Here is a 13063-nt window from a genome sequence, read left to right as displayed (position 1 = left end):
CCAGCATTGAGGCCGCAATTTGGCTCGTTCGCAGCCGGTTTGTGCACGAGAGAGGGAGTTTTTTGGCGCGAGTCGAACGGCCTGAGCGCAGGTCTGAACCCGTGATGGTCGCGTTTCGACGGTTGATCGGCTTCCTGCTGCGGTGCATGATCCCGCTGTCAACAAATCAGAAAATCCCCAAACCCCAAGGTGATCAATGGCCCGCGTCGAATACAGCGATCCCGCCAAGCACAACGAGCGCACCCACGAATTGCTGGGCAAAAACCGCAATGCCAACATCTTTCGGATGATGGCCCATTCGCCGAGCTACCTCGAACAATACTGCCGACTCGGCGGTGCCATCCGACACAAGGGTGAACTGGACCCTATCGTGCGCGAACTCGCCATCACCCGCACCGGCATCCTGTGCGAGGCGCCCTATGAAATCGTCGCCCACAAGCGGATCGGCAAGAACGTCGGCGTTACCGACGAGCAGAACGAGGCATTGGAGAATTGGGAAGCGGCGACATGCTTCAACGATGTGCAGCGCGCGGCGCTTGCTTTCACCGATGAAATCGTCAGGCGCCACAAACCGACGGACGCGACCTTCAACGCGATTGCCTCGAAACTGACGCCGGCCGCATTGGTCGAACTGCAGCTCTCGGTCGGCTTCTACATCATGACGTCGAAGTTCCTGGAAACGTTTGCCATCGATCTGCAGCCGGTAACAGAAGTGGTGGGCTGATCGGCGGTCGCTCTCAGCTCGCAGGCCCGTAGCGTCGCAGCGCCTCCAGCGTCAATCCTTTGCCGACGGCGCCGAAGATGTCACCTTCGACGACCCGGGCCGACGGCACGGCCTTGGTGATCGCCTTGTGGACGTGAGCGAGGTTCACCGAGCCGCCGGTCAGGAACACAGCGTCGATGTTACCGGGAGCTAATCCCGCCTGAACAAGGCAGTTGTTGATTCGCGCCGCGATGCGATCGGCCAGCTGCTTTGTATGGCTGACGAGATCGGGGCGGCTGATATCAGCGCCAAGACCGGGGCTAATCCACTCCAGCGGGATATCAGCCTGACGCTTGTCGGACAGGGCGATCTTGGCGTCTTCGACTTCCATCGCCAGGGTATGGCCGCGCTGTTCGTGCACCACGCGTATCAGCCGGTCGAGGAGTTCCGGCTCGCTGGCCTCCTGCCGCACCTGGCGGATAGCGGCCATCACGCGCGGCTCATACATGCGATTGATGCTCGACCAGGTCGCGAGGTCGTGGAAGTAGCTCGACGGCACGTCAAGCCCGGGACGCTTCATGGCGCTGCGGAATCCGAACAGTGGCATGACCACGCCGAGGCTGAGCTGGCGGTCGAAATCGGTGCCGCCGATGCGCACGCCGTCATTGGCGAGAATGTCGGCTGCGCGATCGGCCTTGCCATGGCGCTCGGGCCCCAGACGCACGATCGAAAAGTCGGAGGTGCCGCCGCCGATATCGGCGATCAGTGCGACTTCTTCGGATGTGATCTGCCGCTCATAGTCGAGAGCTGCGGCGATCGGTTCGAACTGAAACGTGACCTCGTCAAAACCGATCCCCCGCGCAATTACCCGCAGCGTTTCCTCAGCCTTGCGATCGGCGTCCGGCGCATTGTCGACGAAGTGAACCGGCCGGCCATGGACAACATTACGCAGTTCATGGCCGGTGGCCTGTTCCGCGCGCCGTTTGACCGCACCGAGGTAATAGGCGATCACATCGCGAAAGCTGACCCGTGCGCGCCCGAGCCGGGTGGTTTCGTCGATCAGCGAGGTTCCTAGCACCGACTTGAGGCTTCGCATCAGGCGGCCGGGTGCGCCTTCGACATAGGCTTCCACGGCCCTGCGGCCGATCAGAACGCCGCCGTCCACCTCATAGAACATCGCACTGGGTATAGTGGTCTGTGTGGCCTCCAGGGCCACCAGAACCGGCGCATGGCCCTCGATGGTGCCAAGCGTCGTGTTCGACGTTCCGAAATCAAGGCCGCAGATTGACATGGGTACTCCCCGAGGGAGCGTCCGTTTACACATTACAACGCCATCGATCCACCTTTATCTTGTGTCATCGCAACTGGTTGTTCGCACATATTGAATAGTTCGATTAAGGCCATCCACAGATCAATTTGTTTCCCGCGACGCCTTGATGAAATAATCTGCGATGGTCCATAAGCGGCCTCCGGCGGCGGGGGCGATTCACCGGCCGCCCTGGTTTCGGGAAAGATTTGGCCGTGGCAAATATCAATCGACAGATCGCGCAAGAACTTGGCGTTCGCGAAGAGCAGATCTCGGCGACAGTCGAACTGCTCGACGGCGGCGCCACCGTGCCGTTCGTGGCGCGCTATCGCAAGGAAGCAACGGGCGGGCTTGATGATGCGCAATTGCGCACGCTGGAAGAGCGGCTGACTTACTTGCGCGAACTCGAGGAGCGCCGGGTCGCCATCCTCAATTCGGTTCGCGAGCAGGGCAAGCTCGACGCTGCATTGGAAGCCGCGATCATGGCGGCCGACAGCAAGGGGCGCCTGGAAGACATCTACCTGCCGTTCAAGCCGAAGCGGCGCACCAAGGCCGAGATCGCCAAGGAAGCCGGGCTCGAGCCATTGTCCGAACTGTTGCTGACGCAGCCGCAGAACGATCCGCAGGCTGTGGCCGCGACTTTCGTCGACGCCGAGAAGCAGGTGGCGGATGTCGCAGCAGCGCTCGAAGGCGCGCGTGCGATTTTGGTGGAGCGCTTTGCCGAAGATGCCGACCTGATTGGAAAGTTGCGCGAGGATATGTGGTCGAACGGCCAGATGGCGTCCACGGTGCGCAAGGGTAAGAAGACCGAGGGCGAGAAATTCGCTGATTATTTCGAGTACAGCGGCGCCTTGCACAAGCTGCCGTCGCACCGCATCCTTGCGCTGTTTCGGGGCGAGAAGGAAGAAATCCTCGAACTGCAGATTCAGCCCGAGGCGAATGCGCCCGAGGCCGGCGCGCCCAGCGCCCATGAACTCAAGATCATGCAGCGTTTCGGCATTACCGATCGGAAGCGGCCGGGCGACCGCTGGTTGGTCGACACCGCGCGCTGGGCATGGAAGACCAAGATTCAGGTACACCTCAACATCGACCTGCGGATGCGCCTCTGGACGGCGGCCGAAGCCGAGGGCGTACGGGTCTTTGCGTCCAATCTGCGGGATCTGCTGCTGGCCGCGCCGGCCGGCGCGCGCGTCACCATGGGGCTCGATCCCGGTTTCCGGTCCGGCGTCAAGGTCGCCATCGTCGATGCGACGGGGAAGGTGGTGGCGACCACCGCGGTCTATCCGCACGAACCGCAGCGGCAATGGGATGCGACGCTGGCGACATTGGGTAAGCTCGCGGTCGCGCACCGCGTCGACCTGATTGCGATCGGCAACGGCACCGCCTCGCGCGAAACCGACAAGCTGGCGACCGAACTGGTCAAGCTGCTGCCCGACCTGAAAATGTCGAAGATCGTGGTGTCGGAGGCCGGCGCATCCGTCTACTCCGCCTCGGCCTTTGCGTCCGAGGAACTGCCGGAGCTCGACGTCACCTTGCGCGGCGCGGTGTCGATTGCACGGCGCCTGCAGGACCCGCTGGCCGAACTCGTCAAGATCGACCCGAAGGCGATCGGCGTCGGACAGTACCAGCACGACCTCGGCGAAACCAAATTGGCGCGCTCGCTCGATGCCGTGGTCGAAGACTGCGTCAACGCGGTCGGCGTCGATGCCAACACGGCTTCCGCGCCGCTGCTGGCGCGGGTGTCGGGCATCGGGGCCGGGCTCGCGCAAAGCATCGTGCAGCATCGCGACGCCAACGGGCCGTTCAAATCGCGCAAGGCGTTGAAGGAAGTGCCGCGGCTGGGACCGAAAGCATTCGAGCAATGCGCAGGCTTCCTGCGCATCAACGGCGGTGAAGACCCGCTCGATTCGTCCGGTGTGCACCCGGAAGCCTATCCGGTGGTGCGGCGGATACTCACCGCAGCCAAGAGCGACATCAAGGCGCTGATCGGCAATGCCGAGATCGTGCGCCAGTTGAAGCCGCAGGCCTTCGTCGACGACACGTTTGGTCTGCCCACGGTCACCGACATCCTGCGCGAGCTGGAAAAGCCCGGTCGCGATCCTCGCCCGGCCTTCAAGGCCGCGGTGTTCATGGAGGGCGTCGAGGAGATCAAGGACCTCAAGCCCGGCATGATCCTGGAAGGTACAGTGACGAACGTCGCAGCGTTCGGCGCTTTCGTCGATATCGGCGTTCACCAGGACGGCCTGGTGCACATCTCGGCGATGTCGAAGACCTTCATCAAGGACCCGCGTGAGGTGGTGAAGCCGGGCGACATCGTCAAGGTCAAGGTGCTGGAGGTCGAGGTCGCCCGCAAGCGCATCGCACTGACGCTGCGGCTCGATGACGAAGTGGGCGCCAAGAGCGATCGCGCACCAGCTCAAGGCAAGCCGCGTGAGTTTTCCAAGGCGTCGATGACGTCGTCGTCGCCGCGCAAGGCGCAGGAACAGGGCGGCGCGCTCGCCGAAGCGATGCGCCGTGCCGCCGAAAAGAACGGGCGAGGCAAGGCGGGGTAGGCCGAGTGCCTCGCCGTCGGTGGCTTCATCCTTCGAGACGCATCGCTTTGCGATGCTCCTCAGGATGAGGTCTGGCAGTATCGAACCAGGGATACGGTGTGAGACCCTCATGGTGAGGAGCACGGCAACGCCGTGCGTCTCGAACCATGTGGCCCGTGGCGGTCGGCCTAGCCCGACGTCAGCAAATTCAGCTTGGCATTCGCCAGGATCAGGCGGTCGGCGAGCAATTGCGCGAGGTTGCGCATGATCCGCTCGCCGGCGCGCGGATGCTGCTTTCGGAAACGTTCGAAATCGCGGAGCGGGATTTCGTAAGCGGTCGCGGCCATGTCGGCGAAGACGTCGGCGGAGCGGTGCGGCTCCAATAGCGCCATCTCGCCGAACGGCATTCCGGCCGTCAGCGTCGCCAGGCGGATGCCGTCGGGCAGGGTGACATGCACCACGCCGCTCCTGAGAAAGAACACCGAGGTCGCGGGATCGCCGGCGGCGATGATCTTTTCGCTCGCTTGATAGGTCCGGATCGAAGCGAGCGAGGCGAGATCAGTCAGCTCCTCGTCCGTCAGTCCCGCCAGCAGCGCCTGTTCGGAGAGCTCGGTCGCCTCGAAGAAATCGATCGTGCCGCCGTAACGGTAGACCACCTGATCTTCCGCCCATTCGATCGCGGCATCGAGCAGGTAGTAGTTGCGAATGTTGCTGAGGCCTTCCGTCCATTCCCCGATCATCTTCCATTCCGGCGACGACCGCCTGATGCCGGACAGGATCACGGTGACGTGGTGGCCTGCGAGTTCGCCGAACTCCTCGGCGAGCAGGCGGGTGCCGGCGCGGGTCATGGCCGTGACGCGGCGCAGGTCGAAAATGACGAGCTGCGGCCGCGGCTTGGCCGCAAGCTGACGCGAGACATAATCGACATTGGAAAACGACAGCGTGCCCACCAGTTCGATGACGCGAACGTCCTGGTGGTGCGCGGCCAGGATGTTCTGTTCGTGTGCGCGCCGCACGCGCCGCGACGGGCTGTTGCCGATGTCGTAATCGGCGATGATGCTGTTGCGGGCGTCGTCGCTGCGGTTGAGCATATGCAGGTCGTAATGCGCCGACAGCGCCTCGCAGACCTTGATGCCGCGCACGCTGTTGCCGTGCTTGTCGAGGTTCGGCGAATAGCTGCCGAGCCCAAGCCGCGCCGGCAGCGCCGCAAGGATGCCGCCGCCGACGCCGCTCTTGGCGGGGATGCCGATCCGGTAGATCCATTCCCCGGCGTAATCGTACATGCCGGAACTCGTCATGACGGAGAGCGTCCGCGAGATGGCGTAAGCGCTCAGCACCTGCTCGCCGGTCACGGGATTGATGCCGCGGTTGGCGAGGGTGGCCGCCATGACCGCGATATCGCGCGCCGTCACCAGGATGGCGCATTGCCGGAAATAGACCTCCAGCACCGCAGCCACATTGTCCCGGATCACGGCATTGGTGCGCAGCAAATAGCCGATCGCGCGGTTGCGGTCGCCGGTCGCGCTTTCGGAAGAATAGACGGCGTCGTCGACGTCGAGATCCCGCCCGGCAAACCGGCCCAGCGCCTGCCTGATATAGTCGAATGCCGCGTCGCCCTTGGCCTCGTGGATCAGGCCGGAACAGGCGATCGCGCCGGCATTGACCATCGGGTTGAAGGGATGGTTTTCGGCGTTGAGGCGGATCGAGTTGAAGGGATCGCCCGACGGTTCGACGCCGATCACGCTTTCGACCCGCGCCGCACCGAGCGTATCGAGCGCCAGCGCGAACACGAAGGGTTTTGACATCGACTGGATGGTGAAGGGGACCTCGGTGTCGCCGACCTCATAGACATGGCCGTCGAGGGTGGCGAGACTGATGCCGAAATGGGCCGGATCGGCCTTGCCGAGTTCAGGAATGTAATTGGCGACCGCGCCGCTGGTCTCGCCGGCGAACTCGGCGTGGCAAGCGTTCAGGAACCGCAGCAAGGGCGGCTTCGAGCTGGTCCAGGCCGCAGGGCTGGCGTTAAGCGGAGGAGGCGATTGTTTCATCGCCTCCTGTTGTGCAACGCAATCAGGGTGCGCGCAACTGGTCCGGCACCAGGGTTTGGCGCCGTATCAGCAGCAGCGCGATCAGCACGGTCGGAATCAGGATCGCCAGTCCGAGGGAAGTGATCTGCAATTGCGAGAGCGGCATGATACCGCCGCCGGGCGTGGCGATGACGAAGCCGCCGATCACGAGCAATACCCGCAGCGGCCATTCCATGAAGCCGGCGCCTCTGAGGTCGCCGACATAGGCCTGATAGCCCTGGACGCCGCCGCAGATGAACACGATTCCGAAACAGGCCAGTCCGGTAAGCCCGAGCGCTTCGAGATACGGATTATTCCCCTGCAGCAGCAGCGCGGGATTCAACACGAAGAAGAACGGGATGAAATAGATGATGCTGCCGACCCACATGCTCTCCCATCCCGTCTTCATGGCGGGCGCACCGGCGATGCCCGCCGCCGCGAAGGAGGCAATGGCGACCGGTGGCGTGATCGCCGACAGCATGCCCCAATAGAAGATGAACATGTGCACGGCCATCTTGTTGAGGCCGAGCTTTTCCAGCGCGGGTGCGACCAGGATGGCGAGGAAGATGTAGCAAGACGTGGTGGTCAGCCCCAACCCCAGCACCATGCTGGTGACGGCGCACATGATCAGCAGCAGGAAGGCGTCACCGCCGGCGATGTTGAGGAGGTCGTTGGCAAGGCTGGAAATCACGCCGGTCAGCGAGAACGCACCGATCAAAAGGCCGCATCCGGCGAGAATGGCCATCAGCTCGACGAAGGTCTTGCCGTTCAGTTCGAGGAAATGCAACCAGCGCGCGCCGCCCCAGTTCTTGCCCGGAAAGAATTCGTTGAGCGCGGCAAGCAGGCACATGCCCCACAGGAATGCGTTGAGCACGTTGAACCAGAGCATCAGGCAGGTCACGGCAACTGAAAGCGCCAGCACCGCGGTGTTGCCGCGCTTCCACGGCGCCGGTCCCGACCATTGGTGCAGGATCACCAGCAGTACCGTGGCATAAAACGGCGCGTGGCTCTCGCGCTTGAAGTACAGCAGCATGACCACGAGGATCAGGATGACGAACAGGTAGTACCAGCCCTCCTTGAAGGCATCCATGAAGCGCGGAAGTTCCTCACGCGGAAGGCCTTCGAGCTTGTGGCGGGCGGCGTAGCTGTCGACCTGGGCGAACAGGCCGACGTAATACAGAATCGACGGGATGGTCGCGGCCAGCGCGACATCCGAGTAACTGGTGTTCATGAACTGCGCCATCACGAACGCGGTGGCGCCCAGCACTGGCGGCGCCAGCACGGCGCCGGTGGACGCGCAGGCTTCGATCGCGGCGGAATAGGACGGCGTGAAGCCGGTCTTCTTCATCGCGGGAATGGTCATGGTGCCCGCGGTCAGCACGTTGGAGACGATGCTGCCGCCGACGGTGCCGAGCAACCCGCTGGCGAAGACGCAAACCTTCGCAGCGCCGCCGCGGAACGTCCCGCACATCGCGAACGCAATGTTGATGAAGAATTTTCCGGCGCCGGTCATCATCAGCGCGGTGCCGAATACCAGGAAGCCGATCACGGTGTCGGCGAAGGCCTGAACCGGAATGCCGAGCAGGCTCTCGCCCGACAGCATGTGATAGGCGGTGGTCTGCTCAAGGGTCGATTGCGTGCCGCGGAACGGTCCGAGCCATTTGGAGTCGGCGAACAATGGATAGAGGGTGAACGGGAGCACGCTCAGCAGCAGGCTCCAGCCGCCGGTGCGCCGCAGCGCTTCCATCAGTACGGCCCACATCACGAGGCCGGCCGCGATCACGTTCTTCGGGGCGCCATCGAATTCCCAGCCTGATTGCGCCGCCTTGCGGATGTTCATCATCAGCCAGATCGCCGAGCCGAGCGTCAGCAGGAACAAGACAACGTCATACCAGGGAACGCGGTCGAGGCTCGCCTTGCTGGATCCGGGAAAGATCAGGAAGGTGAACGGCAGCATCAATGCGATCAGCAGATAGAAATACTCGGTATTGAGCTGGGTATATTCGAGAAAGAACTGCAGCGAGAATTGCTGGTTGACGCACAATATGATCGTCACCGCGGCCGCGACGATCAACGTCCAGCGCCAGCCGCCCTGCAGGGTGCGGACGCGCGAAACCTCCGCTTCCTGCATGTCGGCGGCCGCCGCGAGATGCGGATCGGCGAACTCGATCTTGACGGGCTCTCTCGGATCACCGCCGAGCAACGGCGCTGCATCTGATGGTTGCGAGCTATCGGACGGAGGTGGCGACATTTCATCTATTCCAATAGCTGCTGCAATCGAGCCCGGGGCGATTCCGAAAACGGGCTATTCAAAGCCGTTCGCCATGCTGGCCTTGGTCAGCGCCGCAGCGCGCGCCTTCATCCAGCTGTCGAGAAACGCCTTGTCGTCCGAAGGCGGATTGGACTTGGTGAAATCCGTCCATGCCGCCGCCAATACCTGCTGGCGCTTGAGCAATCCCTTGTTATGGGCTTCCTGTTCGTCGCTCCACTGTCCGGCTTCCTTCAGGGCCCTGGCTGCGCCCGGATGGACCGGGACCACCCAGTTCTTGGTCTGGCGATCGGCCGCAAGACCGGTCGCGCCCGGCGCGGAGTCCTTATAAGCGTCGTAGCCCGTGATCATCGCCTTGGTGATGGCGTAGACATCATCGGCGGGCAGCGATCCATAGGCCATGAAGATCGGGTAGGGGTAGTTGCCGAGCTCAACCGGCTTGTCCTTGGAGATGCCGGCGCCGCAGGTAGCGACGTGCGGGAAGAAGAACGAGCCGACCTTTTTCACCCGCTCCCACCCGGCCTTGTCGCCAGGAGGCAGCGGCGGCCAGACGATGCCGCGCGGCGATGTCTCGAGCTCTTTCGCCGGGCCGGTAATGGTGGTGGCGAAGGCGGCGTCGACGTCGTTGTTGACCATGCCCTTCCACATCGCGCCATAGCTGGAGAACTCGACGACCTTGACATCGCTTTGCTTGAGGTCGCCGAAGGCCAGGATAGCGAGCGCGTTCTGGTTCAGCGCCGGCGAACCGACCACGAAGCCGACGCGCTTGCCCTTGAGCTGCTTGATCTCGGTCACGCCCGTATCCTTGGCGACACCAAGCGAGCCTGCGTTGCAATCGACCACGGACAGCACGAGCTGCAGGGGTTGCGGACCCCATTCCTTGGTACCGAACTCGAACACGCCTTCCTGGGCGAAATAAGTGCCGGAGCCCATCGCGGATATGGCCGCGCGCTTGGCGCGCAGCGGCGCCAGTCGCGCTACGTCGTTGCCGGCGGGCAGCACGCGAACATCGGTGCCGTATTTGTCTTTCATCATCTTGCCGACGCCGACGGCGATGTTGAAGCCCGCCGTTCCGGTGTCATATGCGGTGACGACCATGGTCGGCGGCAGCTTGACGTCGTCGGACCAGGCCGGCGAGGCCAGCAGCGAGACGCCTGCAAGGGTAATTGGCGCGAGCGCCTTCAACCGATGAATCATAGTTTTCCCCTCAGATAGTTTTCGCTGTGCGAAAGTCACTCGTTAGCGTTGATCATGTCATCGGCTGCAGGCGATGGCAACGTTAGGTGCGCAAACGTCAACAGCCGAGCTGGACAGATTGTCGCGGAATCGTCGCAAGCATGTCTATGCCGTGATTTTGTTAAGCTTCGATGATTGCGACGACCTGTCCTTCAGCGATGACGTCGTCGAGCTTGACCAGGATAGCCTTGATTCTTCCTGCCGTCGTCGACGTGACCGGAATTTCCATCTTCATGGCTTCGACGAAAGCAATCTCGTCGCCGTCGCCGATATTGCCGCCGGTTGTGACGGGGAGAGCGCACACGCGCCCGGCGACTTCGGTGACGATCTTGATGTCTGGCATTGCCGTTCTCCCGGGACCGTCTGACGGACTGGCTGTCCTGGTGAACGGCTTTTTGTTGTGGCGGCAGATTGCCTGAGGTAGTTTGTTCTGCAAGTGGAATTTTATTCCGCAGAGCGGAATGGAGCCAAAAAAATGGGAAGACGCTCGGAACGGCTAAGCAAGCAGGGAATGCTCGCCAGCGATCTCGCAGGCGAGGGTGATGTGATCCAGGTGGTGTCGCGGGCGTTCGACGTCCTGCGCTGCTTCGAGGGTCAAGACGCCAGACTGGGCAATCTGGAGATTTCCAGCCGCTGTGGTCTGCCGCGCTCAACGGTATCGCGGCTCACCCACACGCTGACGCGGATGGGCCAGCTGGTTTATCTGCCGCGCGACCAGAAATACCGTATCGGTCCAAGCGCGGTGGCGATGAGCACCTCGATGATGAAGGGGTTGCAGCTTCGCAACCTGATCCGGCTGCGGCTGCAGGACGTCGCCGATCAATTGCCCGGCACCGTCGGCTTCGTGATCCCCGATCGCTTCCATCTGGTCTATCTCGAATTCGCGCGCGCCGCGAACGCGCTCGGCCTGCACGAAGGCACTGGCAGCCGCATCTCGATGACGAACACCGCGGCCGGCTTTGCCTACACCGCCGCGCTCGATGCCGATGTCGGCGACGCCTTGATAGCCGAAATGGAGCGCGAGATCCCGGGTAACTCGGGGTTGTTGAAGACGCGCATCGAAGACAACCGCCGCCATTTGCGCGAGCACGGCTATGTCGTGGGCTGCGGCACCTGGAGCCCGCATATCAACGGTTGCGCGGTGCCGGTGTGGTCGCCGCAATATCAAACCTTCGTCGTCGCGACCATCGGCCTGCTCTCGGCGATGTTCGATGAGAAGCGGTTGCACAAGGAAGCGGCGCCGCAGATGCTCCAGCTCGGTGCGGCGCTCGGCAGCCTGCTCGAAGGCGCCGAGGGCGACATCTTCACCAACCGTATCGAAAGAAAGCCGCTTCCGGTGCCGACCCGCAATAACAACAAGATCATCAAGACGGAGGATACGAATGAACTGGAAGCCGGAGCTCGACGACCTCGCTCGGCGCGAAGCGTTCGCGCGCGAGATGGGAGGCGTTGACAAGGTCAAGCGCCAGCATGACCAGGGCCGGCTCACGGTTCGTGAGCGCATCGACGGACTGATCGACAAGAATTCCTTCCACGAGATCGGCGCGATTTCCGGCATCGCCGAATACGACGAAAACAGCGAACTCAAGCACCTGACGCCGGCCAACTGCGTGTTCGGCCGCGGCAAGATCGACGGCCGCACGGTGGTGGTGGTCGGCGACGATTTCACCGTGCGCGGCGGTTCGGCCGACGCCTCGATCTCGGCCAAGCCGTTGATGGCCGAGGAAATGGCGCACGATTTTCGCCTGCCGATCATTCGCGTGATCGAAGGCTCGGGCGGTGGCGGCTCGGTGAAAACGATTGAAACGCGCGGGGCTGCCAATCTGCCCGGCGGGGTCGGCGGCACGCGCTGGTACTGGTTTACGACCGCGAACATGGCGCGTGTTCCGGTGGTCGGTCTCGGCCTCGGCTCGGTCGCAGGCCTTGGCGCGGCGCGGCTTGCCGCCAGTCATTATTCGATCATGACCAGGAGCTCCGCGATGTTTGTCGCGGGTCCGCCGGTCGTGAAGCGCCTCGGCCAGGATTTGACCAAGCAGGAACTCGGCGGCGCCGAGATCCAGACCCGTGCCGGCGGCGTCGACGATGCCGTCGATACCGAGGAGGAGGCGTTCGAACGCGCCCGGCGTTTTCTGTCCTATCTGCCGTCATCGGTGTACGACCTGCCGCCGACCACGCCCTGCACCGACGACCCGGAACGCGCGGAAGACTCGCTGTTGAAGGCGGTGCCGCGCAATCGCCGCCAGGTCTACAAGATGCGCCCCATCATCGACGCCGTCGTCGACAAGGGCTCGTTCTTCGAGGTCAACGCCAATTTCGGCCGACCGGTCATTACGGGGCTTGCCCGGCTAGAAGGCCGTGCGGTGCTGCTGCTGGCCAGCGATCCCTTCCACTATGGCGGTTCGTGGACGGCGGAAGCTTGCCAGAAGGTGGTGCGCTGGGTCGATTTCGCCGAGACGTTCCATCTGCCGGTGGTCTATCTGATGGATTGTCCGGGCTTCATGATCGGGCTCGAGGCCGAGAAGTCGGCAACCATTCGCCACGGCGTGCGCGCGATGGCAGCGGTCAACCAGTCGACCGTTCCCTGGTGCACCATCATCATACGCAACGCTTTTGGCGTTGCCGGAGTCGTGCATCAGCCCGCCAACCGCTATTCGATGCGCTACGCCTGGCCGTCGGCCTATTGGGGCTCGCTGCCGCTGGAAGGCGGCATCGAGGCGGCCTACCGCGCCGACATCGACGCAGCGGATGACCCGGCCGCGAAGCTGAAGGAGATCGAGGAGCGCCTCAACAAGCTGCGCTCGCCGTTCCGTTCCGCCGAGAAGTTCTGGGTCGAGGAAGTGATCGATCCGCGCAAGACGCGTTCGCTCTTGTGCGAATTCGCGCGATTGGCGGAGCCAATCCGCAGCGTTGGCCCGCCGACCAACATGTCGACGCGGCCGTAGTCGGCGCACA

Annotated in this window: 9 protein-coding genes; 4 read left to right on the top strand and 5 right to left on the bottom strand. The window is 63.1% G+C overall.

The window, feature by feature from the left end; translation table 11 throughout:
* Positions 1-196 precede the first annotated feature (196 nt).
* The gene (locus ACVWVY_RS32140; RefSeq protein WP_456630146.1) at positions 197-724 is read left to right on the top strand and encodes a carboxymuconolactone decarboxylase family protein; all 528 of its coding nucleotides are present in this window, start codon (positions 197-199) and stop codon (positions 722-724) included.
* A gap of 13 nt (positions 725-737) precedes the next feature.
* On the opposite strand, the gene ACVWVY_RS32135 is transcribed toward ACVWVY_RS32140, so the two are convergent.
* Positions 738-1994: an Hsp70 family protein gene (locus ACVWVY_RS32135; protein WP_456630145.1), complete on the bottom strand. Its 1257-nt coding sequence runs from the start codon at positions 1992-1994 to the stop codon at positions 738-740.
* A 230-nt stretch (positions 1995-2224) separates the two neighbouring features.
* On the opposite strand from ACVWVY_RS32135, the gene ACVWVY_RS32130 reads away from it, so the two are divergent.
* Complete coding sequence (locus tag ACVWVY_RS32130; RefSeq protein ID WP_456630144.1) at positions 2225-4561, top strand: Tex family protein; 2337 nt, start codon at positions 2225-2227, stop codon at positions 4559-4561.
* A gap of 167 nt (positions 4562-4728) precedes the next feature.
* On the opposite strand, the gene glsA is transcribed toward ACVWVY_RS32130, so the two are convergent.
* The 4 genes from glsA to ACVWVY_RS32110 all read right to left on the bottom strand — a co-directional run bounded on the left by glsA (position 4729) and on the right by ACVWVY_RS32110 (position 10454).
* Positions 4729-6588, bottom strand: a complete 1860-nt coding sequence (gene glsA / locus ACVWVY_RS32125) for a glutaminase A (protein ID WP_456630143.1) — start codon at positions 6586-6588, stop codon at positions 4729-4731.
* Positions 6589-6610: 22 nt separating this feature from the next.
* A complete protein-coding gene (locus ACVWVY_RS32120; RefSeq protein WP_456632360.1) occupies positions 6611-8737 on the bottom strand; it encodes a TRAP transporter permease in 2127 nt (708 codons plus the stop codon).
* A 174-nt stretch (positions 8738-8911) separates the two neighbouring features.
* On the bottom strand, positions 8912-10072 hold the full coding sequence (locus ACVWVY_RS32115) for a TAXI family TRAP transporter solute-binding subunit (protein ID WP_456630142.1): 1161 nt from the start codon (positions 10070-10072) through the stop codon (positions 8912-8914).
* Between the two features lie 160 nt (positions 10073-10232).
* Positions 10233-10454, bottom strand: a complete 222-nt coding sequence (locus ACVWVY_RS32110; protein WP_456630141.1) for an acetyl-CoA carboxylase biotin carboxyl carrier protein subunit — start codon at positions 10452-10454, stop codon at positions 10233-10235.
* A gap of 132 nt (positions 10455-10586) precedes the next feature.
* Between ACVWVY_RS32110 and ACVWVY_RS32105 the strand changes: the two genes are divergently transcribed.
* Together ACVWVY_RS32105 and ACVWVY_RS32100 are read left to right on the top strand one after the other, a co-directional pair.
* Entirely contained in the window at positions 10587-11564 is a 978-nt protein-coding gene (locus tag ACVWVY_RS32105) for an IclR family transcriptional regulator (protein ID WP_456630140.1), read from the top strand.
* Positions 11494-13053, top strand: coding sequence for an acyl-CoA carboxylase subunit beta (locus tag ACVWVY_RS32100; RefSeq protein WP_456630139.1), 1560 nt, complete (start codon positions 11494-11496; stop codon positions 13051-13053). Before ACVWVY_RS32105 ends, ACVWVY_RS32100 begins: the two co-directional genes overlap by 71 nt.
* Positions 13054-13063 lie beyond the last annotated feature (10 nt).

Source organism: Bradyrhizobium sp. URHC0002, from assembly GCF_054059515.1.
The sequence above is the reverse complement of the archived record's forward strand: the minus strand, read 5'-3'. Positions and strand labels throughout refer to the sequence as shown.

Excerpts from the sequence above, each read along its gene's own strand:
- ACVWVY_RS32115 (WP_456630142.1), bottom strand. The coding sequence starts at position 10,072 with ATGATTCATCGGTTGAAGGCGCTCGCGCCAATTACCCTTGCAGGCGTC.
- ACVWVY_RS32110 (WP_456630141.1), bottom strand. The coding sequence starts at position 10,454 with ATGCCAGACATCAAGATCGTCACCGAAGTCGCCGGGCGCGTGTGCGCT.
- ACVWVY_RS32120 (WP_456632360.1), bottom strand. The coding sequence starts at position 8,737 with ATGCAGGAAGCGGAGGTTTCGCGCGTCCGCACCCTGCAGGGCGGCTGG.
- glsA (WP_456630143.1), bottom strand. The coding sequence starts at position 6,588 with ATGAAACAATCGCCTCCTCCGCTTAACGCCAGCCCTGCGGCCTGGACC.
- ACVWVY_RS32135 (WP_456630145.1), bottom strand. The coding sequence starts at position 1,994 with ATGTCAATCTGCGGCCTTGATTTCGGAACGTCGAACACGACGCTTGGC.
- ACVWVY_RS32105 (WP_456630140.1), top strand. The coding sequence starts at position 10,587 with ATGGGAAGACGCTCGGAACGGCTAAGCAAGCAGGGAATGCTCGCCAGC.
- ACVWVY_RS32100 (WP_456630139.1), top strand. The coding sequence starts at position 11,494 with ATGAACTGGAAGCCGGAGCTCGACGACCTCGCTCGGCGCGAAGCGTTC.
- ACVWVY_RS32140 (WP_456630146.1), top strand. The coding sequence starts at position 197 with ATGGCCCGCGTCGAATACAGCGATCCCGCCAAGCACAACGAGCGCACC.